This is a genomic window from Macrococcus bovicus (assembly GCF_030376725.1).
In the GTDB taxonomy this organism is placed as follows: domain Bacteria; phylum Bacillota; class Bacilli; order Staphylococcales; family Staphylococcaceae; genus Macrococcus; species Macrococcus bovicus.
Genome location: NZ_CP128470.1, coordinates 753,093 through 774,503 on the forward strand (window position 1 = coordinate 753,093; position 21,411 = coordinate 774,503).

Genomic DNA, 21,411 nt, shown 5'->3' on the forward strand with positions numbered 1-21,411 from the left:
GAATGGTAGTAGGAGATTTCCCAATTGAAACAGATACTATTGTAATCGGTGCAGGTCCTGGGGGTTATGTTGCAGCTATTCGTGCAGCACAGCTCGGACAAAAAGTAACAATCGTTGAGAAAGGCGCTCTTGGTGGCGTATGTCTTAACGTCGGCTGTATCCCATCTAAAGCGTTACTCGCGGCTTCTCACCGTTATGAAGTTGCAAAACATTCAGAAGATATGGGTATTACAACTGAAGGCGTTAAAGTTGATTTCTCTAAAGTTCAAGAATTCAAGAACAGCGTTGTTAATAAATTAACAGGCGGTGTCGGTTCTTTACTTAAAGGCCGTAAAGTAGAAATCGCAGAAGGCGAAGCTTACTTTGTGGATGCCAACAACTTAAAAGTGATGACTGATAAAGCGTCACAAACTTATACTTTCAAAAACGCGATCATTGCTACTGGTTCTCGCCCGATTGAAATCCCTAACTTTAAATTCGGTAAACGCATCATCGATTCTACTGGTGCTTTAGCGTTACCAGAAGTGCCTAAAAAGTTAGTCGTTGTCGGCGGCGGTTATATCGGTTCTGAGCTCGGAACAGCTTACGCTAACTTCGGTACTGAAGTCACTATTTTAGAAGGCGCTAAAGATATCTTAGGCGGATTCGAAAAACAAATGACTCAGATCGTTAAAAAAGGCTTAAAAGCTAAAGGCGTGACTATCGAAACAGAAGCGATGGCTAAATCAGCTGAAGAGACAGACAACGGCGTAACTGTAACATACGAAGTAAAAGGTGAAACGAAGACAGTTGAAGCAGACTACTGCTTAGTGACTGTAGGACGTCGTCCAAATACCAATGATATCGGATTAGAAGAATTAGGTGTTAAACTGACAGACCGTGGTTTAATCGAAGTCGACAAACAAGGTCGTACATCTGTTGACAACATCTTCGCTATCGGTGATATCGTTGCAGGACCACCACTTGCGCACAAAGCATCTTATGAAGCGAAAGTTGCGGCTGAAGCGATCTCAGGTGAAAAATCAGAAGTGGATTACCTGGCGATCCCAGCGGTATGTTTCACTGAACCTGAACTTGCGACAGTGGGTTACACTGAAGCAATGGCGAAAGAAGAAGGTCTTGAATATAAAGCTTCTAAATTCCCATTCGCAGCAAATGGCCGTGCATTATCAATCAATGCATCTGAAGGTTTCGTGAAATTAATCTCTCTTAAAGAAGATGGATTACTGATCGGCGCACAAGTTGCAGGTTCTGGTGCATCTGACATTATCGCTGAACTTGGTTTAGCCATTGAGACAGGTATGACTGCTGAAGATATGGCGATGACTATCCACGCTCACCCAACTTTAGGTGAGATTTCAATGGAAGCAGCTGAAGTTGCGATCGGTCACCCTATCCACACAATGTAATACTTTTCAATCACTATTAAAAACGCTATTCTATTTATAGAATAGCGTTTTTTTATGGAGGTCAATATGGAGTACAGTTATCCGTTAGATTTAGATTGGACACCTGACGAAATGGTAGCGGTCGTCAATTTTCTGGCAGCTATCGAACAGAGTTATGAAAGTAAGATCAATATTGATGAACTGAAGATGAAATACGATCAGTTCAAGAAGGTCTGCCCAGGTAAAGCCCAGGAAAATAATATCTACAAGGATTTCAAGAAAGCCTCAGGATATGATGGCTATCCGGTTATCAAGAAAATGCGTGAAGCACTGGGTTCAGAGACTAAAGTGATCTCAATGACAAAAATATAATGAATTGCCCCCTTCATATTGTTTAATAGTCCTAATTTTGATAAATTATAAGTAATGATATTAAACTTATTGTTTATTATTTTTAAACAGAAGGGGGTTAGTTATGGATATTGGAAAGAAGATTAAAGATCTTCGACGTCAGAAAAATCTGACCCAGGAAGAACTGGGTGAACGGACCGATCTATCAAAAGGCTACATCTCACAGCTGGAGCGCAATCTCAGCTCGCCATCAATGGAGACGTTCTTTAATATACTGGAAGTGCTGGGTGCTAAGCCTGCAGAATTCTTCAGTGATGCCCTCTATCAGCAGCAGATACATTATCCCCTGTCAGAACAGACCTTATATGATGAATATGACAATGGCTACCTGATCAACTGGCTTGTTCCGGAATCAAACGATTATGATATGGAGCCTGTGATCATCACTTTAAAGCCGGGGGCTGAATATAAGAAGTTTGAGCCTTCTCCGTCAGAGAGTTTTATGTATGTCATGGAAGGTCGTGCTTCCATCAGAATAGGGCGGAAAGTCTATACAGCTGACCAGCATGAATGTTTTTATTTCAAGGCGAATGAATCCCATCAGTTGTTTAATCAGGAAAAAGTAGAGGCGAAAATTCTCATTGTCGCAACGGAATCTTATTTATAGGAGGAATATATGGACAAGTTTATTGCATTTAACGATGTGACGAAAGTATATGACGGTAACCCGGTATTAAAGGGCGTTAACTTTGAAATAGAGGAAGGTAAGTTCTACACCTTACTGGGTCCTTCCGGCTGTGGTAAGACGACCATTCTGCGGCTGATTGCGGGCTTTGAGAAGCCGACATCAGGGGATGTGTATTTCGCAGGTCAGCGCATCAATGATGTGCCGGCCAATAAACGTCAGGTCAATACCGTCTTTCAGGATTATGCGCTCTTTCCGCATCTGGATGTCTTTGAGAATGTGGCGTTCGGTCTGCGCATCAAGAAGATGGACAAAGCACTTGTCGAGTCAAAGGTGAACGAAGCATTGAGACTGGTGAAGCTTGAAGGCTACGGCAAACGCCGGATCGCTGAGATGAGTGGAGGCCAGCGTCAGCGTGTGGCTATTGCGCGTGCCATTGTCAATGAGCCGGAAGTGATCCTGCTTGACGAGCCGCTCAGTGCACTGGACTTGAAACTGCGTACAGAGATGCAGTATGAGCTGCGTGAACTGCAGCAGCGTCTCGGTATTACATTTATCTTTGTGACACACGACCAGGAAGAGGCGCTCGCGATGAGTGACTATATCTTTGTCATGCGTGATGGTCATATCGAACAGAGCGGGACACCGCTTGATATATACGATGAGCCGGTCAATCGTTATGTCGCTGATTTCATCGGTGAGTCGAATATTATTCCGGGACGCATGGTACGCGATTATGTCGTTCAGATCTATGGCAAGGAATATGCCTGTGTCGACAGAGGGTTCAAGCCGAATGCTGAAGTCGATGTGGTCATCCGGCCGGAGGACCTGGCGGTCACAGCAGCAGCTGAAGGGAAGCTGCAGGCCCGTGTCGATTCCCAGCTCTTCCGCGGGGTGCACTATGAAATCTGTCTCTTTGATGCGGAGGGCAACGAGTGGATCTGCCACACGACAAAACCGGCACCTGTCGGAGAAGTCGTCGGCTTAACTTTCTCTGAGCAGGCGATTCATATCATGCTGCCGGGAGAAACTGAAGACGAGTTTGATGCCCGCATTGAATCCTATGAGGTACAGACATGAGAGAAGCAAAGAAATATTTTCTGATTCCGTATCTGATATGGATTATCTTTTTCATCGTTCTGCCTCTTGTCTCCATTTTTTATTCAAGCTTTATCAGTCTGGATGGCAAATTCACATTGGAGAACTATGCTGATTTCTTTAGCGGCACCTATCTGCAGATGACACTGACATCATTTCTCTATGCGCTGATCATCACGTTGTTCTGCCTGGTTATTTCATACCCGGTCGCACTCGCTATACGGAATACACGAAATAAACAGTTCTGGCTGCTGCTGATTATTCTGCCGACATGGATCAATCTGCTGCTTAAAACTTATGCGTTCATCGGTATATTAAGCAAAGAAGGCACTGTCAATGATGTGCTGTCCTTTCTGCACCTGCCGCATACGCAGCTGCTGTTCACGAATACAGCCTTTATCATCGTCTCTATCTATATTTACATTCCGTTCATGATTCTGCCGATCTTCAACAGTATGGATGCTATTCCGGAGAACCTGATCCAGGCTTCACGGGATCTCGGAGCAGACAGATGGACGACATTCAGAAAGGTCATCATGCCCCTGTCATGGGAAGGTGTCAAGACAGGCATTCAGATTACCTTTATTCCCGCACTGAGTCTCTTCATGATCACGCGTCTGATTGCCGGAAATAAGGTCGTCAACCTCGGTACAGCTATTGAAGAGCAGTTTCTTGTCACACAGAACTACGGGATGGGCTCCACTATCGCAGTCTTCCTGATTCTTTCCATGGCACTCGTCATGATCCTGACTAAACAACGCGAGAGCGAGGGCAGAAGTTAATGAAAGTGCAATCAAAAATAGTTTTAGCCATTACTATGCTGCTTCTTTACTTTCCGATATTCTTTCTAATGTTCTATTCTTTCAACAGTGCAGGTAACATGAACCGTTTTGAAGGATTTACACTGGATCACTACAAAGCCGTCTTTCAGAACAAGCGGCTCATGGTCATCATATTGAATACCATTGCAGTGGCGCTGATTGCAGCCAGCATCTCGACCTTGATCGGTGTCTTCGGCGCCCTCGGTATTCATTATATGCGCAACAAGAAGATCAAGATTGGTTTACTGACCTTGAATAATATTCTGATGGTCAGCAGTGATGTCGTCATCGGCTCGTCCTTCTTGATTCTCTTCACTATCATCGGACATTTTACGGGCCTCGGCCTCGGCTTCTGGTCCGTCCTGATCTCTCATATCGCTTTCTGCGTGCCGATTGTCGTCCTGATGGTGCTCCCGAAACTCTACGATATGAATGAATCATTGATCAATGCGGCGACGGATCTCGGCGCTTCGACGTATCAGACGCTCTCGCGTGTCGTCATACCGCATCTGATGCCTGGCGCTGTAGCAGGATTCTTTATGGCATTGACCTATTCGCTCGATGACTTCACTGTCAGCTTCTTTGTGACGGGCAATGGTTTCAGCGTGCTCTCTGTTGAGATTTACTCTATGGCACGTAAAGGGATTTCTATGGAGATCAATGCGCTGTCGACGATCCTGTTTGTTGTGGTCATGGCGATTATTGCGGTCTATTACTTCATCACGAATAAAAGTGAAAATAAACGGAGAGGAGCAATCTGATGAAAAGATTATTGCAGTTGATCGGTGTCTCTCTTCTCGTTGCGATACTCCTCCTGGTGTCGACCCGTTTTATCGATCCCCCGCCAGAAGCGGGTAAAGGTAATGTGCTCTATGTCTATAACTGGGGAGAATATATAGATCCTGACTTGCTCAAGAAGTTCGAGAAGGAGACAGGGATCCGTGTGATTTATGAGACGTTCGACTCGAATGAATCCATGCTTGCCAAGATCAAGAACGGGGGCACGCACTATGATATAGCGGTGCCCAGTGAGTACGCGATTCAGAAGATGAAGTCTGACCATCTGCTGATTCCGATCGATCACAGCAAGCTGCCGAACCTGAAAAATCTGGATCCGGATTTTCTTGATAAAGACTTCGATCCAGGCAATCGATATTCGATTCCTTATTTCTGGGGGACGGTCGGCATCCTTTTTAATCCCGACCATACGAAAGACATCGATTTTTCAAGCTGGGACAGTCTGTGGGATAAGCGTCTGAAGAACAATGTGCTGATTGTAGACGGTGCACGTGAAGGAATGGGTTTCGCGCTTAACAGCATGGGTGAGTCTCTGAACGAAAATGATTCCGCTAAGCTCAGTCAGGCAGAAGCGAAGCTGAAATCCCTTGCGCCGAATGTCCGCGGCGTCGTCGGTGATGAAATCAATACGATGATGGTGCAGAAGGAAGCGGATGTGGCAGTGGTCTGGAGCGGGATGGGCGCTGACATCATGACGGAAAATGAAGACCTTGATTTTGTCGTGCCGAAAGAAGGCTCGAATCTCTGGTTTGATAATATCGTCATTCCTAAGACCGCCCAGAATGTGGAAGGGGCTCATCAATTCATCAATTTCCTGTTAGACGCAAAAAACGGCAAACAGAATACGGAATGGGTAGGCTATGCGACACCGAACAAGGCCAGTTATCAGTTACTTGACCAAGAAACACGGGAAGACGAGCGGTTTTACCCAAGTCCTGCTGTCAGAGAGAAACTGGAGGTCTATGAGGATTTAGGCCCTGAAAAAATTGCAGAATACAATGAAAGGTTTCTGCGTTTCAAGATGTCACTTAAGTAGTCCACCATTTTAAATGATTATCACGGCTTCATCAGGGTATTGAACTATTAACTACAGTTAAGGAGATGAAAATATGGCGAGAAGAGAATACACACAGACAGTGAAACCTGTCAGCAGAATTCCGGAGAAAATCTTTGGCTGGTTAGGCTGGTTATCATTGCTCGGATTATTAGGACTCGGTCTTTATTCATTACTTGTATCTGGTAATGATCCGAACTTTATGAATGAGATGGAACGTCAGCTGAATGAAAATCCGCAGCTGTCAGATTTCCGTGATCTCATGGCACAGAACAACATGACTGTACCTGAATTTGTCAGCTATATCATGAAAATCGCCTGGGGTATCCTGGCATACTTGGCACTGCCGCTTATTTTAGGGCTCATCGGTCTGTTATCGATGAAGAAACGTATATTAGCAGGTGTAATGCTACTCCTTGCTGGTCTACTGACGGCTCCATTATTTTTGACAATCGCTTTATTCTGGATTCCTTTATTCTTCTTCATTGCAGCTATTCTGCTGTTTGCACGTAAAGATAAAGTCATTCGTAATGAAGACTACTATCACGACCATGAAACAGTCTCTTATGACCGCGACCGTCAGCCGGCGCCTGTCTATGTAGAACGGGATGCAGATATTGAACGTGAACGCGTTGATGACTTCAAGCATGACGCCTATGTGGATCGCACAGCAGATGTGGAACGTGACCATGCACCGCAGGAGACGGTGGTGACTGAGGAACGGACTGTTGATGCGACACCTGTTGATACAGACGAGACCGTGACCTATCATCGTTCAGAAGGTGACCGTGTGAAGTATGTCGACAAAACTGTTGATGCGACTGAAGAGCGTCGCCAGAACTATAATAACCGTATGAACCGCAATGATTAAAAAGAGCTGACAAGCTCTTTTTTTTAAATATGAAGAAAACTTTACTGGTTCTCTCACTCATCATGACTGGAGCGGCACTGCTCTTCCCGCTCAAGCTCATGATTCTGACTTTTGACCCTGATTTCATCAGCGAGTTCACCGGGGGCTGGAATCACCGTATTCGAGAGATGATTCAAGAAGAACGGCTCTCTTATTCACAGGGTATGCTGCTGATTTTTAATGCGGAGATGACGGTCAGTGTCATGCGACGTGCGGTCCTCGGTCTCAGCATCTGGCTGCTCAGTCTGGCTGCTGTCCTGATGACAAGCCTGAATGTGAGCGGCAAGCGTCTGCTGAATATGCTGCTTGCTGCAGCTATTATTATATCGCTGCCTCTCGTCGTGGTACCGGTGCTGCTGCTCGTGGTTCTTATCCTGATAAATACGCAGAAAAGTCTCTGACCGGTGCGGTCAGAGACTTTTTAGGTAGGGGATAGTCAGCGCAGTTCAATCAGCTTGAGAAAAGTGTCTTCCACTTCTTGCAGGAAGGCCTGGTCTGATTGCAGTGCCGGGTGGCCGGGCTCGTATCTTTTGCCGAAGAGAAGCTCACCTTTTTTGACGTTCTTAAGACGCAGGAGATTGTCACGAAGCGCCTCTTCTTCAATGGCTTCACTTGCTTCTTTCATATGGTCGCGCTTCATGATAAAGTCATCGAGCGCTAAGATGGTCTGTTCTTTTTTCATGAAGGTCTCTGCTACTCCTTCTTTCTCGGGAGACTCATAGATGACGCCGTATAACACAAAGACATGGGAGCCGAAGAGACCGATCTGAAAATGAGGCAGCATCTTATAGCCGCGTTTATGGGTGGAAAATGCCACCCATGTATCGTCAGGCGGATTCGTTGTCCGCCGTAAATGTTTGGCCACATGTGGATAATAGGTCTCGCCGGTCTGAGCGGTCAGAAAATCACTGAAATAGTCACCCAGCTTCTCCAGTTTCGGCCGCGTGGTTTCAATGAGCGCTGTCATCCGGTTCTCCAGGCCCTCTATTTCAAAAACCTTGAAATCTTCATCTGTAAAGTGATACATCTTATCCTCCTGCTGTTGTAAAATCAATTCATTTTGATTGAATAGTGACTCATGTATAATAGAATTAAATCAAGGAGGAACGCTTATGTCAATTTATCAATTTGCAAAGTCAATCGTGCTTCTTGCAGGACAGCGAATCAGAGAGGAGCTGTCTCAGGAACTGATTATAGAAACAAAGTCCAATCCGAACGATTTAGTGACCAATATGGATAAAGAGACAGAAGCTTTTCTGGTCTCACAGATCAACGAGCACTATCCGGAGCACCGGATTATCGGTGAGGAAGGTCATGGCCAGGATGTGACCGATACTGAAGGATACCTCTGGGTCATCGATCCGATAGATGGCACGCTGAATTTTGTGCATCAGCAACAGAACTTCGCTATTTCCATCGGTATTTTTCATGACGGCAAAAAATATGCGGGTGTCATCTATGACGTCATGAACGACAAACTTTATCATGCTGAAGCGGGGCACGGCGCCTACTTAAACGATCAGCCGCTGCCGGTCTTAAAGGACACAGAGCTTGTGACCTCCATCATCTCCATGAACCCGAACTGGCTGACCAAGGAGCGGACTCGGGACATGTATGCACCGATTGTCCAGGCGGCACGCAGCGCGCGCAGTTACGGCTCAGCAGCACTTGATTTTGCCTATGTGGCAACGGGGATTATTGACAGCTACATCACGCTCAGACTGCATCCGTGGGATTTCAGCGGCGGTATGATCATCGCTGAGGAAGTAGGTGCAGTTGTCTCGAACCAGTTAGGTGAGAAGCTTGATCCCCTGCATTCAAGCTCCATTCTGGTGGCGAATCCTGCTCTGCATCAGGAACTGCTGAATGATTACCTCAGTCCATATCGCGCCAGATTAAATGAAATACATCAAGGTCAGTTTTCCAGAAGATAATAAGTCCCTTTTGTTTTACCTGCTGTATGAAAGTGCTTCTTTAGCAGCGAAGCCACTTTTGCAGCAGGTATTTTTTTGTTGCACCATTTATACATGATATCTTTTGTCAGTCTGTTCTCCGGAAAGAGTGACATGTATTCGTGTGCAGCACGGATGAATGCCTGGTCAAGCTGTGAAATTTCACGGCACTTCAGGCAGAGGATGAGATGGTGATGATAATTGAATTCTGATAGCTGGTCACAGTGGGGACAGCGCAGTCCGTTTTTGACGCCTGCCTTTACTTGATAGGGTGCATCTGTCGTTTCAGCGAGCTGGATGGTAGAAGGCGCAAGATTGAGTTTCGGTGCCGTCATCTGAGCCAGATAAGCGGGGAGTGTGGCTGCCGTCAGAATCATGCTGCTGTGACTCAGCGCATTCAGTTCAAAGTCCGGGCTGAGACAGACCGCTCTGATCTCAATGTTGAGCGACCGGTCCAGCAAGTACTGTAGCCCTAGTTTCACACTCATCAGCTGGGCCAAGTCTTCATGAACTCTGCCCGTGAAAAACGCTGTCAGCATGCCCTGGTCGTTCAGGGTATGAATCCCTTGATAACTGTTCAGTTTCAGCAGATGGATGGTGTCGGATTCCACAAGAATGACGTTCAGACCGATTGTCCGGTGGTAATCCTGATAAGTGTAATGCCAGATGATGTCGACTTGAGCGGTGATTCCCGGCGTCAAAAATGTTTCAAACTGCTCTTCTATGAGCTTCTGGTGCGTAAGAGACTGCAGCATGTTCAGCTCTTCATCAGACAGTGTGGAACGATGGCGCAGGGCTTCCAGGCGGGCAAGGGCAGGATAGGTTCTTTTTTTGATGATCATGACTTCACTCCTTTCCCTCATAATTTATTACGGCAGGACCGAAGACACAAATGACAGAAAATGCTGAATAACGATAAAAGACCAGCAGTTTTTGATAAACTGCTGGTCTTTCATCATTTTTTGTGGTGAAACTGACTGCTTTTGAAGAAAAATTACAGCCAGTCATTTTCCCGGTATTTTTTCTTCAACGTAAATCCGAAGCCCATTATGGCGATAAAAAGCAGGATACTGATTGATATGATGAGCAGGCTGCCTTCTGCCATCCCGACACTGATGCCGATCAGACAGACGACTGCCAGAAATGCAAGAAGCAGAAAAATGGCTTTACTTTTTTTCATAGGGTTCCCTTCGTACAGCTTTATAGTATATCTTTCTGATATATGCTATAATATCACAGTTACATAATAAACTGTAGATGTGAAAGGGACATAACATGACAAATTACAGAGAAGATGTGCGTAACATTGCCATCATCGCCCACGTTGACCATGGTAAAACAACATTAGTAGACGAATTATTAAAACAATCAGGTATTTTCCGTGCCAATGAACATGTTGAAGAACGTGCGATGGATTCCAACGCGCTTGAAAAAGAGCGTGGAATCACGATTTTAGCGAAAAATACAGCTATTGACTATAAAGGAACACGTATCAATATCCTGGATACACCAGGCCACGCCGATTTCGGTGGAGAAGTAGAACGTATCATGAAAATGGTAGATGGTGTGGTGCTTGTCGTAGATGCCTACGAAGGCACGATGCCTCAGACGCGTTTCGTACTGAAAAAAGCACTGGAACAGAACCTGAAGCCGGTTGTCGTTGTCAATAAAATTGATAAACCATCTGCGCGTCCGGAAGAAGTCCTTGATGAAGTGTATGACTTATTCATTGAACTGGATGCCAATGACGATCAGCTGGATTTCCCTGTGGTATATGCGAGTGCCATCAACGGGACTGCGAGTCTTGATGCAAGTACACAGGATGATAACATGCAGTGCTTGTATGAAACCATTCTTGAATATGTACCGGCACCGGTTGATAACCGTGATGAGCCGCTGCAGTTCCAGACAGCGCTTCTTGATTACAACGACTATGTGGGACGTATCGGTATCGGCCGTGTCTTCCGCGGTACGATGGAAGTCGGCCAGCAGGTTGCCCTGATCAAAATCGACGGCACGGTGAAAAACTTCCGTGTGACAAAAATCTTCGGTTTCTTCGGTTTATCACGTGTGGAAATCGACAAAGCATACCCAGGTGATTTGATCGCCGTATCAGGTATGGAAGATATCAACGTCGGTGAGACAGTAACACCTGTCGACCACCAGGAAGCATTACCAGTTCTGCGTATCGATGAGCCGACACTGCAGATGACATTCTCAGTCAATAACTCACCGTTCGCGGGTAAAGAAGGGAAATTCGTGACGGCCCGTAATATCCAGGACCGTCTAGAGTCTCAGCTTGAAACAGACGTTTCATTACGCGTTGAATCAGTTGGACCGGATTCATGGACCGTATCAGGGCGTGGTGAACTTCATCTTTCTATCCTGATCGAGAACATGCGTCGTGAAGGCTTCGAACTGCAGGTCTCTAAGCCGGAAGTTATCATCAAGGAAATTGACGGTAAGAAATATGAGCCTTACGAACGCGTACAGATCGATGTACCGGAAGAGAATACAGGTTCCGTCATCGAATCTCTTGGCACGCGTAAAGGTGAAATGGTCGATATGAGCACATCTAACGGCCAGACCCGACTGATCTTCAATGTGCCTGCACGTGGCTTGATCGGCTACCGTACCGAATTCATGTCGATGACACGAGGCTATGGTATCTTAAACCATACCTTTGATGAATACCGTCCGTACCTTCGTGGCCGAATCGGTGGCCGTCATAACGGTGTATTAGTCTCTATGGATAAAGGGGTGGCGAGTACGTATGCCATCTTAGCATTAGAGGACCGTGGGGTTAACTTCATGGAGCCGGGGACAGAAGTTTACGAAGGTATGATTGTCGGTGAAAACTCTCGTGACAATGACCTGACCGTTAATATCACGAAGGTCAAAGCAGCGAACAACATCCGTTCTGCGACGAAAGAACAGACAACGACTATGAAGAAACCAAGAATCATGACGCTTGAAGAGGCGCTTGAATACATCAATGACGATGAGTTACTGGAAGTCACACCTGAGTCTATCCGTCTCAGAAAGAAAACTTTAGATAAAGCTCAGCGTGAACGTGAACAGAAAAAAGCGAAAGCTGCTGCTTTAGCAGAAGAGGAATAAGATGCTCGGCTTAAGTAAAGGTGTCAGCACAAATCCTTCCGAACGTCTTTCTTTCCTTGCGAAGCTTTTCCAGGTGGATACACATCCACAGCAAGGTATGTGGATGCTGTTGATCGCCATCTTTATCTTAAGTGCTATCGTCTATCACCTCGGTTTTGCCCGTAAGCTGAAGCTGTGGCAGAATATCGTCATCTATATCCTGCTCTTCTTAGGCTGTATTCTACTGACATTCCTCGCAGTCTTTCTGCCGGTCGGAGAAAGTCTGATTCTTGCGGCCATCGTCTTCGGTCTCTATCGACTGCGGCTTCATAACGAACGTCAACAAAAATAAGAACCCGCACAGCTTGGCTGTGCGGGTTTCTTTATATCACTTCAATGGCATTGACGTGGTCAATCTTCTGGCTATATTCACCGTTATATATGAAGGCATCAACCATGCCGTCCTCGTACAGACGTTTACCGTTTTTAGAGAACTGGAAATACAGCTGGGATACATCTTCCAGCCTGATATCTTCGTGCTCGTTACCGTTCGATAGTCTGATGGCCGCTGCATCTGCCTCGGGTTCTGTAATCGCGAAAAAAGGTGCCATATTGATCACATAGGTCCCTTCAAGTAGTTGCTGCTTCTTGAACTTCTTCTCAGAGTTCAAGGTCGGCGGTTTTGCGCCGCCTTCCAATATATCCCGGTTCCAGGCCTTATTATCTTTAAATGAGATCGGTTCTACCCCTGTCGTTTTCCCTGCTTCCATCTCTTCAATCGTGATTTTGCGGTCATCGAAAATCCACGTCGATGGATCAAGTGTAATCTTAAATTTAACTTTCCCTTGTATTTGGATAATCAAGTGTCTCACTCCTTTCATTTAATTCTATCACAAGCCCTGGCTGTCATGTACTTTTGCTTGATTTTTATACAGCCCTACTATAAACTTTTAAAGTATAGAAGAAAAAGGGGTGTATGTCTATGGAACCAGTCGATTACAAACAACAGGCATATGACCAGCTTAATCAGGATGCAGAGAAGATACTGCAGCTGATTAAAGTTCAGATGGATAACTTAACGATGCCCCAATGTCCGCTTTATGAAGAAGTCCTCGATACGCAGATGTATGGTCTGGGTAAAGAAGTGGAGTTCGCCGCAAAGATTGGATTGATAGATAGAGAATTTGGAAAAACTCTGTTATCCGGCCTGGAAAAAGAACTTTCCAAGTTACATGATGCATTTACCAACGTCTAGAGCAGATGCTTTAGACTATTTTTTATTAGAATTGAGTGATTGAGTTGTGAATCAGTTAAGAAGGTTCTTCAAATACATAAAAGATTATTCCAAGTATGTCGATTTTTCGCTTATGATCACCTATATCGTGCTGTGTATGATGGGGCTTGTCATGATCTACAGTGCGAGTATGGTCGGCGGGCCACGCGGGATGCTGTCGGGTGCAGGTCCAGTCAGTTCGACCTATTTCTATAAGAGGCAGCTCTTTGCGATCATCCTGAGCTTTGGTATTGTCTTTTTCATGACTTATTTCATGCATATCAATATCATCAAAAATAAGCGTGTCCAGCAGAGCTCGATTATCGGTGTCCTCATTCTGCTCATCGCGACGATGCTCTTCGGGACGGAAGTCAACGGCTCGAAAAGTTGGCTGAATACCGGTATCATGATGATTCAGCCGGCAGAGTTTCTGAAGATAGTGACGATCATCTACCTGGCTTATATCTATGATAAAAAGAAAAATCTCAATCATTTCAGCTGGGATCTCTTTGCGCCGATTATGCTGATCGGCTTCTGTTCAGGACTTGTTCTTTTACAGCCTGATATGGGGTCCACCTTGCTGATCTTTATGATCATCATCAGCATCCTGCTCTACTCAGGGATTGCCTTCGGAACGATAATCAAGACGTCAGCGGTTATTTTCGGGGTCGCCTGTCTGGCACTGGTTTTTAACTTCGTGACGACCGGTAACCTGTTATCGCCTCACCAGGTGGCGCGCTTTGAGGTACTGAAGAATCCCTTCAAAGAGGAGAGCGGGATCGGTTATCATCTGTCCAATTCATTAATGGCCATCGGAAACGGCGGACTGTTCGGTCGCGGACTCGGTAACGGCATCATGAAGCTCGGCTACTTGCCGGAACCGCATACGGATTTCATCTTTGCGGTCATCGCTGAAGAACTGGGATTAACAGGTGTAGTCGTCATCATTTCACTGCTGTTCTTTATCGTTTATAAGGGATTTATGTATGCAGCCCTTGCCACTTCCATGTTCTACCGTCTGATCTGTATCGGTGTGGCAAGTTATATCGGCATTCAGACCTTCATTAATCTCGGCGGTGTCGTCGGGCTGATTCCGTTGACAGGTGTGCCGCTTCCTTTCTTAAGTTACGGAGGCTCTAGTATGCTCAGTCTTTCCATAGCTGTTGGCTTGCTGCTTATGGCTTCTAAGCATGTCAAACAGGAGCGTCTGAACCGCTAAATAACGAGATCGTCACATCTTGAATGTCAGAGTCATCATTCATATTGTATAATGAACATGTCAGCAGGGCTGGCATGTTTTTTTATTTGAGGAGGATGATTATGCGCCAAATTACCAAACTTTTAGCAGCAAACCGCGGAGAAATTGCCATCCGTATTTTCAGAGCAGCGACTGAACTAGGTATTCCTACAGTTGCCATCTATTCCAAAGAAGACAGCCGGTCCCTGCACCGTTATAAAGCGGATGAAGCTTATCTCGTCGGTGAGCATTTAAGTCCGACTGACAGTTATCTCGATATTGAAGGGATCATCAGTATCGCTAAGCAGTGCGGCGCTGATGCGATTCACCCGGGTTATGGTTTCCTGAGTGAGAATGAAACATTTGCACGCAGATGTCTGGAAGAGGGCATCATCTTTATCGGGCCTGAGCTGCGTCACCTTGACATGTTCGGCGATAAAGTGAAGGCGCGGAGTCAGGCCACTGCCGCTGATCTGCCGGTCATCCCGGGCACAAAAGAAGCAGTCCGCTCATTTGAGGAAGTGGCAGCATTTGTCGAAACGCATGGTTACCCGATCATCATCAAAGCTATCTCTGGCGGCGGCGGGAAAGGGATGCGTATCGTTGAACAGGCAGACGAACTTGAAGAGGCCTATACGAGAGCGCAGTCTGAAGCGCAGAAATCATTCGGCAACAGGGAAGTCTATCTCGAGAAACTCATCAGGAATCCGAAGCATATTGAAGTCCAGATTCTAGGGGACCAGCATGGTAACCTCGTTCATCTGTTTGAGCGGGATTGCTCTGTGCAGCGGCGCCATCAGAAGATTGTGGAGGTCGCGCCATCAGTCGGCCTCTCTGAGGATATGCGCAGGAATATCTGTGATGCCGCTGTTAAACTGATGAAGAAAGTCGGCTACGTCAATGCCGGCACAGTCGAATTTTTAGTCGCAGAAGATGCCTTCTATTTCATCGAAGTGAACCCGCGTGTCCAGGTGGAGCATACGATCACTGAGATGGTCACAGGTGTGGACATCGTCAAGACACAGATTCTGATTGCTGACGGCGAAGCACTGCACGATGCCCGTATCGAAATGCCGCAGCAGGAGGAGATTCAGACGTTAGGCTATGCCATTCAGTGCCGGATTACGACAGAAGACCCGCTGAATCACTTCATGCCAGACTCCGGTACGATCATGGCTTACCGCTCGAGCGGTGGTTTCGGCGTCAGACTGGATGCAGGAGACGGCTTCCAGGGCGCTGAGATTTCGCCTTACTATGATTCACTGCTGGTCAAAGTCTCCACACAGGCGCTCACTTTCAAGCAGGCAGAGGAAAAGATGATCCGCTCGCTGAAAGAAATGCGTATCCGGGGTATTAAAACCAATATCCAGTTCCTGATCAATGTGGTGCAGCATCCCGTCTTTGTCAGCGGGGCATACAACACGAACTTCATAGATGCGACACCTGAACTGTTTGATATCAAGGAACCGAGAGACCGTGGAACGAAGACGCTGGAATATATCGCTTCAGTCAGTGTGAATGGTTTCCCTGGCGTAGCCAATGCCAGACCGGATGTGCTGATTCCGAAGCTGAACTACGAGAAGTCACTGACAGGTTCAAGGCAGCTGCTTCTGGACGAAGGACCGGAAGCAGTAGCGAAGTGGCTGCAAAGTCAGAAGGATGTGCTGATCACGGATACGACTTTCCGCGATGCCCACCAGTCTCTTCTTGCGACACGTGTCCGCACTAAGGATATGATGGACGTTGCACCTGCGACGAGCAGACTGCTGAAAGAGGCGTTCTCACTTGAGATGTGGGGGGGTGCCACATTTGATGTGGCCTATAACTTCCTGAAGGAAAGCCCGTGGAAGCGGCTGGAGAATCTCAGAGCAGCGATTCCGAATGTTCTGTTCCAGATGCTGCTGCGGGCATCGAATGCAGTGGGCTACAAAAATTATGCAGATAATGTGATTGAGAAATTTGTGGCTGAAAGTGCCGCGGCAGGTATCGACGTCTTCCGCATATTTGACTCACTCAACTGGCTGGATCAGATGAAGGTCGCTAATGAAGCCGTCCAGCGGGCAGGCAAGATTTCAGAAGGTGCTATCTGCTATACAGGGGATATATTAAATCCACAGCGTTCTGATGTCTACACACTTGACTACTATATCAAGATGGCGCGTGACATGGAACGTGCGGGCTTCCATATTCTAGCGATCAAAGATATGGCAGGACTTCTGAAGCCGGAAGCGGCCTATCAGCTGGTCGGTGAACTGAAAGCGGCAGTCGATATGCCGATTCATCTTCATACACACGATACGAGTGGTAACGGTATAGCCACTTATTCGAGAGCGATTGATGCGGGTGTGGATGTCGTGGATACAGCTATCGGGGCGATGAGCGGTCTGACGAGTCAGCCGAATGCCGGCACCCTTTATCATGCAAGGCTCGGCACAGCGCGCGAGCTCGCTGTTGATATAGCGGGACTTGACGAACTGTCCCATTACTGGGAAGCGGTCCGTCCCATCTATGCAAGTTTTGAGAGTGATATAAAAGCACCGAGTGCTGAAGTCTATGCGCATGAGATGCCTGGCGGCCAGTATTCGAACTTGAGACAGCAGGCGGTCGGTGTGGGACTGGGCGAACGTTTCAGTGACGTCAAGGATATGTACCGTCGTGTCAATCTGATGTTCGGTGATATCGTCAAGGTGACGCCGTCGTCCAAAGTAGTCGGCGATATGGCACTTTATATGGTGCAGAATGACCTGGACGAGATATCTATTTATGAGAAAGGGGCGTCCCTCGACTTCCCGGCATCTGTCGTCCAGTTCTTTAAAGGTGAGATCGGTCAGCCAGCCAGCGGTTTTCCAGAGAAACTGCAGCAGTTGATCTTAAAAGGACAGCCTGCACTGACCGGTCGACCAGGTCTGAGCATTCCGGATGTAGACTTTGCAAAGCTTGAAGAAGAGCTGCAGGCGCTGCTGAAGACAGAAGTCTCAGCACAGGATGTCATCAGTTATGCCCTCTACCCGAAAGTATTCCTTAACTATAAAGAGACCGAGAAGATGTTCGGGGATATCTCTAAGCTCGATTCACAACTCTTCTTCTATGGCATGGAGAAAGGGGATATTGTGGCGATTGAGATTGATAAAGGTAAGACATTGATCGTCAAACTGATCAATATCGGTCATGTTCATGCGGATGGCCATCGCTGGGTTTATTTCGAGATGAACGGTATGCCGCGTAAAGTTTATGTAAAAGATGCCGCAGTTGAAGTGACATCAGCCGCTGTCCGTAAAGCAGACCCTTCAGATTCCTCGCATATCGGTGCACAGATGCCGGGGACAGTAGGAGAGGTGAAGGTCAAAGCGGGCGATACAGTCGTCAAAGGACAGGTCCTCCTCGTCACAGAAGCGATGAAGATGGAAACGTCCGTGCAGGCACCTTACGCGGGAACGATCAAGGAAATCAATGTTGAGACAGGAAATGCGGTTAAGACGGGTGATCTATTAGCCGTACTTGAACCATAAAAAGAAGGAAGGTCAGCTGACCTTCCTTCTTTATTATTGTCTTAATTTAGCTCTGGAGATAAGTAAGATGAAATAGCAGAGTAAGCCGAAGAGCAGGGTGATAAATAGGGCGTGCAGCAGAGCGATATAAAGGTTGAGACCGCTGAATATGGTAAGCGCGCCCGTTGTCACCTGCAGACAGATAAGAATGAAGGCGGTCAGATAACCATATTTGATGACGCGATACTGCGCATAATTTTTCACGGCATGATAAGTGATATAGGCGAGCCAGATAAAGAGAAGCAGCGCCAGTGTGCGGTGGCTCATCTGGACCCATTCGTAGAAATTCTGGGGCAGCTGGAACTGGCCAGGCTGACAGAGTGGCCATGTAGAGCAGGCCAAGCTTGCTTTCGTATGTCTGACCAGTGCACCGCTATAGATAACGAAGTAGATAAAGCTTGTCAGTCCGACTGTATGGTAGCGCAGCGGATTCTTGATAATCAGCTTTGTCGCATCAAATTTCTGGTCCACTTCAAAGATCAGGAGCATGAGCAGAAAGACAGAACTGTAGCTGATAAGAGAAATGCCGAAGTGCAGCGCCAGGATAAAACTGTTCTGCTGCCAGACCACAGCCGCAGCACCGATTAACGCCTGGGCAAAAATAAATGCCATGCTCATAAAGCAGAGCAGTTTAGTTTCTCTTTTATGGCCGATATGTTTCATGCTGAGTATGACGAGCCAGGTGACAGACAACAGTGCAAGACCGGAAACCCCTCGGTGGGCGAGCTCGATCAATGTTTCCTTCGGTATAGAAGTCGGCATGAGTTTACCATGACAGAGCGGCCAGCTTCTGCCGCAGCCATCAGCTGAACCTGTCTTCGTGACAAGTGCGCCTCCAATCTGAACGAAGAGCATCAAGACAGTCGTAAAGACTGACAGCCATTTTAAGTTTTTTTCATTTAACAACATGTTCACCTCTGAAGTTCTTGTGGTCGTGAATTTCGAAAACAATTCTTTCAATATATATGTTAAAATATTTCCGGATTATCATTTTATGTTCGAATCCCTATGTTATAGTATAACAATGTTTGGTAACTGTAAATGTGTCACATATGTGAATACTCTTTCTTGTCGCTTACAGTAAAATGTTATCATTTTATTTCTGAAATATATAGAATTTGTGTCAATTTTGATTTATTATTGTTAATATATGCGTCAGGTGAGTAAAGGAGGTTGGAAATGCTGAATGAAAATGTCATCATTCCGATTGATGAGAGCAGGCTAACAGCGAAAGATATTAAAGCTGTGATTAAACTCGGACTGGTGCAAGGTAACTTAATCCCGACATTCGTCGGAGGCTGGCTGGCGATTATTCTGACAGGTCAGTCGTTCCTCGGCAGTATGCCGGAATTGATTGCAATGCTGTTAGGCTCTGTATTAATAATGGGTGGTAGTTGTGCATTAAATAATTTTTACGACCAGGATATTGATGCTCTGATGCCGAGCAAGATGAACCGGCCGAGCGTGACAGGTAAAATCAGCACTAAGCAGTTGCTGATGCTCAGTCTGATACTGATCGTCATCGGACAGGCGCTTCTGTTCTCTATTAATATGACAACAGGTATCATTGGTTTCCTTGGCGTGTTCGGTTATGTCATTCTCTATTCTGTATGGTCTAAACGTCATTTAGTGTCAAACACGATAATAGGGAGTTTTCCGGGTGCAGTTCCACCGCTTATCGGGTGGGCAAGTATCAATCCTGACTTGTCGACAACAGCCTGGATGCTGTTTATCATCATGTTTGCCTGGCAACCCGCTCATTTTTATGCACTTGCAATCAAGCGTAAGGATGAATACGGTTTAGCTCATATCCCGATGCTGCCGACTGTCAAAGGCTTCGAACGCACGAGACTGGGCATGCTGCTATGGGTGATGGTCTTGTTGCCGACGCCGTTCTTCATGGCGGAGCTTGGGTCTGTCTTTATGATACTGGCCACGTTACTGAATATCGGCTGGCTGCTTCTTGCTCTATCAGGCTTTCGGACCGGTGTCAAGGAAGCGAAATGGGCAATGCAAATGTTTATCTATTCTTTAAACTATTTGATGATATTTTTTGTTATGATAGTAGTAGTTACTTTAATTCAAATGATTTAATTATGAATGAGTGAAAGAGGGGTTATTTTTAATGAACAAATTGAAGAACACAAAATTGTTTGGCCTGTTTTTTGTTCTGGCAATGACTTTAGCTGGTTGCGGTAAGCCGTACTTATCAGTACTTCGTCCGGCCGGTGAAGTGGCACAGGAGCAGTTCAATCTGATGATGCTTGCTGTCTATATCATGATCGGTGTTATTTTAGTCGTTCTCATTATCTTCATCTTAGCTGTGCTTAAGTTCAGACGCGGTAAAGTCGGCGAAAACTTCATGCCAAAACAAGTAGCAGGTAATCATAAACTTGAAATTATCTGGACAACCATTCCGATTATCTTACTTCTTATCTTAGCGATTCCTACTGTGTCTCTGACATTCAAGTTAGCAGATACTAAGGCGATGGATAAAGTGGATGAAAAAGGTAAGAACAAAGAAATGATTGTCAACGTTACAGCGAATCAATACTGGTGGGAATTTGAATATCCGAACCAGGAAGTTGTCACTTCACAGGAGTTAGTGGTTCCAACTGATACAAAGGTTTATTTCCGACTTCATTCAGCTGATGTTAAACACTCATTCTGGATTCCGGCTGTCGGCGGTAAAATGGATACAAACGTTGAAAATATCAACAAGTTCTATTTAATCTTTGATTCTAAGAAAGCGAAAGAAGCAGATAATGTCTTCTATGGTAAATGTGCAGAGTTATGTGGACCTTCACACGCACTGATGGACTTCAAAGTTAAAGCATTGGACAAAGCAGACTTCGATACTTGGATCAAAGATATGCAAGGTACTAAAAAAGCAGTAGCAGCAACAAGTGATCAAGCTAAAGAAGGGGAAAAAGTCTTTCAGCAATCATGTATCGGCTGTCACGCAGTTACACCAACAGGTAAAGGGGCTAAAGGTCCTAACTTAACGACATTCGGTGAGCGTACACGTATCGCTGGTGTGTTAGAGCATAATGAAGAGAACCTTAAAAAATGGATCAAAGACCCTGACAGTGTTAAACCAGGTAACAAGATGGCAGGTCAGTACAAAGTATCTGACAGCGACATCGATGCACTTGCTGCATACTTAATGGAACGTAAAGTCGAGAACTAAAGTTTAA

22 protein-coding genes are annotated in these 21,411 nt (G+C 46.0%); 17 read left to right on the forward strand and 5 right to left on the reverse strand.

Translation table 11 applies throughout. From position 1 onward, the window contains the following. The first annotated feature begins 2 nt into the window (after positions 1–2). From lpdA to QSV55_RS04335, 9 genes are all read left to right on the forward strand, one after another. A complete protein-coding gene (lpdA, locus tag QSV55_RS04295) occupies positions 3–1,409 on the forward strand; it encodes a dihydrolipoyl dehydrogenase (protein ID WP_289650840.1) in 1,407 nt (468 codons plus the stop codon). A 66-nt stretch (positions 1,410–1,475) separates the two neighbouring features. Beyond that, positions 1,476–1,760, forward strand: coding sequence for a UPF0223 family protein (locus QSV55_RS04300; RefSeq protein ID WP_133451165.1), 285 nt, complete (start codon positions 1,476–1,478; stop codon positions 1,758–1,760). A 103-nt stretch (positions 1,761–1,863) separates the two neighbouring features. Then, positions 1,864–2,406: a helix-turn-helix domain-containing protein gene (locus tag QSV55_RS04305; RefSeq protein ID WP_289650841.1), complete on the forward strand. Its 543-nt coding sequence runs from the start codon at positions 1,864–1,866 to the stop codon at positions 2,404–2,406. 9 nt (positions 2,407–2,415) lie between these two features. After that, a complete protein-coding gene (locus QSV55_RS04310) occupies positions 2,416–3,504 on the forward strand; it encodes an ABC transporter ATP-binding protein (RefSeq protein WP_133451168.1) in 1,089 nt (362 codons plus the stop codon). Continuing rightward, positions 3,501–4,304 (forward strand): ABC transporter permease, encoded by an 804-nt coding sequence (locus QSV55_RS04315; protein ID WP_289650842.1) that lies wholly within the window; start codon positions 3,501–3,503, stop codon positions 4,302–4,304. Before QSV55_RS04310 ends, QSV55_RS04315 begins: the two co-directional genes overlap by 4 nt. Beyond that, complete coding sequence (locus QSV55_RS04320; protein ID WP_289650843.1) at positions 4,304–5,104, forward strand: ABC transporter permease; 801 nt, start codon at positions 4,304–4,306, stop codon at positions 5,102–5,104. The genes QSV55_RS04315 and QSV55_RS04320 overlap by 1 nt, the downstream gene beginning before the upstream one ends. Further along, a complete protein-coding gene (locus tag QSV55_RS04325; RefSeq protein ID WP_289650844.1) occupies positions 5,104–6,177 on the forward strand; it encodes an ABC transporter substrate-binding protein in 1,074 nt (357 codons plus the stop codon). The genes QSV55_RS04320 and QSV55_RS04325 overlap by 1 nt, the downstream gene beginning before the upstream one ends. 73 nt (positions 6,178–6,250) lie before the next feature. Further along, positions 6,251–7,066 carry a DUF4064 domain-containing protein gene (locus tag QSV55_RS04330; RefSeq protein ID WP_289650845.1) on the forward strand — a complete coding sequence of 272 codons (816 nt, stop codon included), beginning with the start codon at positions 6,251–6,253 and terminating at the stop codon, positions 7,064–7,066. Between the two features lie 29 nt (positions 7,067–7,095). Next, the gene (locus QSV55_RS04335) at positions 7,096–7,506 is read left to right on the forward strand and encodes a hypothetical protein (protein ID WP_289650846.1); all 411 of its coding nucleotides are present in this window, start codon (positions 7,096–7,098) and stop codon (positions 7,504–7,506) included. A 35-nt stretch (positions 7,507–7,541) separates the two neighbouring features. Here QSV55_RS04335 and QSV55_RS04340 read toward each other — a convergent pair whose 3' ends face one another. Then, positions 7,542–8,132 carry a YktB family protein gene (locus QSV55_RS04340; protein WP_289650847.1) on the reverse strand — a complete coding sequence of 197 codons (591 nt, stop codon included), beginning with the start codon at positions 8,130–8,132 and terminating at the stop codon, positions 7,542–7,544. An 85-nt stretch (positions 8,133–8,217) separates the two neighbouring features. Between QSV55_RS04340 and QSV55_RS04345 the strand changes: the two genes are divergently transcribed. After that, positions 8,218–9,039, forward strand: coding sequence for an inositol monophosphatase family protein (locus tag QSV55_RS04345; RefSeq protein WP_133451176.1), 822 nt, complete (start codon positions 8,218–8,220; stop codon positions 9,037–9,039). On the opposite strand, the gene QSV55_RS04350 is transcribed toward QSV55_RS04345, so the two are convergent. Together QSV55_RS04350 and QSV55_RS04355 are read right to left on the reverse strand one after the other, a co-directional pair. Then, positions 9,021–9,899 (reverse strand): hypothetical protein, encoded by an 879-nt coding sequence (locus QSV55_RS04350; RefSeq protein ID WP_289650848.1) that lies wholly within the window; start codon positions 9,897–9,899, stop codon positions 9,021–9,023. The genes QSV55_RS04345 and QSV55_RS04350 overlap by 19 nt on opposite strands. A 152-nt stretch (positions 9,900–10,051) precedes the next feature. Continuing rightward, positions 10,052–10,237 (reverse strand): DUF5325 family protein, encoded by a 186-nt coding sequence (locus tag QSV55_RS04355; protein ID WP_289650849.1) that lies wholly within the window; start codon positions 10,235–10,237, stop codon positions 10,052–10,054. A gap of 95 nt (positions 10,238–10,332) precedes the next feature. Between QSV55_RS04355 and typA the strand changes: the two genes are divergently transcribed. Continuing rightward, complete coding sequence (gene typA, locus QSV55_RS04360) at positions 10,333–12,177, forward strand: translational GTPase TypA (protein ID WP_133451182.1); 1,845 nt, start codon at positions 10,333–10,335, stop codon at positions 12,175–12,177. Position 12,178: 1 nt separating this feature from the next. Then, positions 12,179–12,508: a YlaH-like family protein gene (locus tag QSV55_RS04365; RefSeq protein WP_133451183.1), complete on the forward strand. Its 330-nt coding sequence runs from the start codon at positions 12,179–12,181 to the stop codon at positions 12,506–12,508. A gap of 31 nt (positions 12,509–12,539) precedes the next feature. On the opposite strand, the gene QSV55_RS04370 is transcribed toward QSV55_RS04365, so the two are convergent. After that, entirely contained in the window at positions 12,540–13,016 is a 477-nt protein-coding gene (locus QSV55_RS04370; RefSeq protein ID WP_289651048.1) for a hypothetical protein, read from the reverse strand. Positions 13,017–13,138: 122 nt separating this feature from the next. Here QSV55_RS04370 and QSV55_RS04375 point away from each other — a divergent pair, with 122 nt between their 5' ends. The 3 genes from QSV55_RS04375 to QSV55_RS04385 all read left to right on the forward strand — a co-directional run bounded on the left by QSV55_RS04375 (position 13,139) and on the right by QSV55_RS04385 (position 18,175). Further along, positions 13,139–13,411 carry an Fpa/YlaN family protein gene (locus QSV55_RS04375; protein ID WP_133451185.1) on the forward strand — a complete coding sequence of 91 codons (273 nt, stop codon included), beginning with the start codon at positions 13,139–13,141 and terminating at the stop codon, positions 13,409–13,411. Between the two features lie 46 nt (positions 13,412–13,457). After that, entirely contained in the window at positions 13,458–14,648 is a 1,191-nt protein-coding gene (locus tag QSV55_RS04380) for an FtsW/RodA/SpoVE family cell cycle protein (RefSeq protein WP_289650850.1), read from the forward strand. 101 nt (positions 14,649–14,749) lie between these two features. Further along, a complete protein-coding gene (locus QSV55_RS04385) occupies positions 14,750–18,175 on the forward strand; it encodes a pyruvate carboxylase (RefSeq protein WP_289650851.1) in 3,426 nt (1,141 codons plus the stop codon). 33 nt (positions 18,176–18,208) lie between these two features. Here the strand turns inward: QSV55_RS04385 and QSV55_RS04390 are convergent, their stop codons facing one another. Continuing rightward, positions 18,209–19,120 carry a COX15/CtaA family protein gene (locus tag QSV55_RS04390; RefSeq protein ID WP_133451272.1) on the reverse strand — a complete coding sequence of 304 codons (912 nt, stop codon included), beginning with the start codon at positions 19,118–19,120 and terminating at the stop codon, positions 18,209–18,211. Positions 19,121–19,396: 276 nt separating this feature from the next. Here QSV55_RS04390 and cyoE point away from each other — a divergent pair, with 276 nt between their 5' ends. Together cyoE and coxB are read left to right on the forward strand one after the other, a co-directional pair. After that, positions 19,397–20,308, forward strand: coding sequence for a heme o synthase (gene cyoE / locus QSV55_RS04395; RefSeq protein ID WP_424960677.1), 912 nt, complete (start codon positions 19,397–19,399; stop codon positions 20,306–20,308). 31 nt (positions 20,309–20,339) lie between these two features. Further along, positions 20,340–21,404, forward strand: a complete 1,065-nt coding sequence (gene coxB / locus QSV55_RS04400) for a cytochrome c oxidase subunit II (protein ID WP_289650852.1) — start codon at positions 20,340–20,342, stop codon at positions 21,402–21,404. The last annotated feature ends 7 nt before the right edge of the window (positions 21,405–21,411 follow it).

Bases quoted from the DNA above. Each gene is read 5' to 3' on its own strand.
- QSV55_RS04310 (WP_133451168.1), top strand. From the start codon at position 2,416: ATGGACAAGTTTATTGCATTTAACGATGTGACGAAAGTATATGACGGT.
- lpdA (WP_289650840.1), top strand. From the start codon at position 3: ATGGTAGTAGGAGATTTCCCAATTGAAACAGATACTATTGTAATCGGT.
- QSV55_RS04340 (WP_289650847.1), bottom strand. From the start codon at position 8,132: ATGTATCACTTTACAGATGAAGATTTCAAGGTTTTTGAAATAGAGGGC.
- QSV55_RS04305 (WP_289650841.1), top strand. From the start codon at position 1,864: ATGGATATTGGAAAGAAGATTAAAGATCTTCGACGTCAGAAAAATCTG.
- QSV55_RS04300 (WP_133451165.1), top strand. From the start codon at position 1,476: ATGGAGTACAGTTATCCGTTAGATTTAGATTGGACACCTGACGAAATG.
- QSV55_RS04385 (WP_289650851.1), top strand. From the start codon at position 14,750: ATGCGCCAAATTACCAAACTTTTAGCAGCAAACCGCGGAGAAATTGCC.
- QSV55_RS04320 (WP_289650843.1), top strand. From the start codon at position 4,304: ATGAAAGTGCAATCAAAAATAGTTTTAGCCATTACTATGCTGCTTCTT.
- QSV55_RS04325 (WP_289650844.1), top strand. From the start codon at position 5,104: ATGAAAAGATTATTGCAGTTGATCGGTGTCTCTCTTCTCGTTGCGATA.
- typA (WP_133451182.1), top strand. From the start codon at position 10,333: ATGACAAATTACAGAGAAGATGTGCGTAACATTGCCATCATCGCCCAC.
- coxB (WP_289650852.1), top strand. From the start codon at position 20,340: ATGAACAAATTGAAGAACACAAAATTGTTTGGCCTGTTTTTTGTTCTG.
- QSV55_RS04315 (WP_289650842.1), top strand. From the start codon at position 3,501: ATGAGAGAAGCAAAGAAATATTTTCTGATTCCGTATCTGATATGGATT.
- QSV55_RS04365 (WP_133451183.1), top strand. From the start codon at position 12,179: ATGCTCGGCTTAAGTAAAGGTGTCAGCACAAATCCTTCCGAACGTCTT.
- QSV55_RS04345 (WP_133451176.1), top strand. From the start codon at position 8,218: ATGTCAATTTATCAATTTGCAAAGTCAATCGTGCTTCTTGCAGGACAG.
- QSV55_RS04375 (WP_133451185.1), top strand. From the start codon at position 13,139: ATGGAACCAGTCGATTACAAACAACAGGCATATGACCAGCTTAATCAG.
- QSV55_RS04335 (WP_289650846.1), top strand. From the start codon at position 7,096: ATGAAGAAAACTTTACTGGTTCTCTCACTCATCATGACTGGAGCGGCA.
- QSV55_RS04350 (WP_289650848.1), bottom strand. From the start codon at position 9,899: ATGATCATCAAAAAAAGAACCTATCCTGCCCTTGCCCGCCTGGAAGCC.
- QSV55_RS04355 (WP_289650849.1), bottom strand. From the start codon at position 10,237: ATGAAAAAAAGTAAAGCCATTTTTCTGCTTCTTGCATTTCTGGCAGTC.
- QSV55_RS04330 (WP_289650845.1), top strand. From the start codon at position 6,251: ATGGCGAGAAGAGAATACACACAGACAGTGAAACCTGTCAGCAGAATT.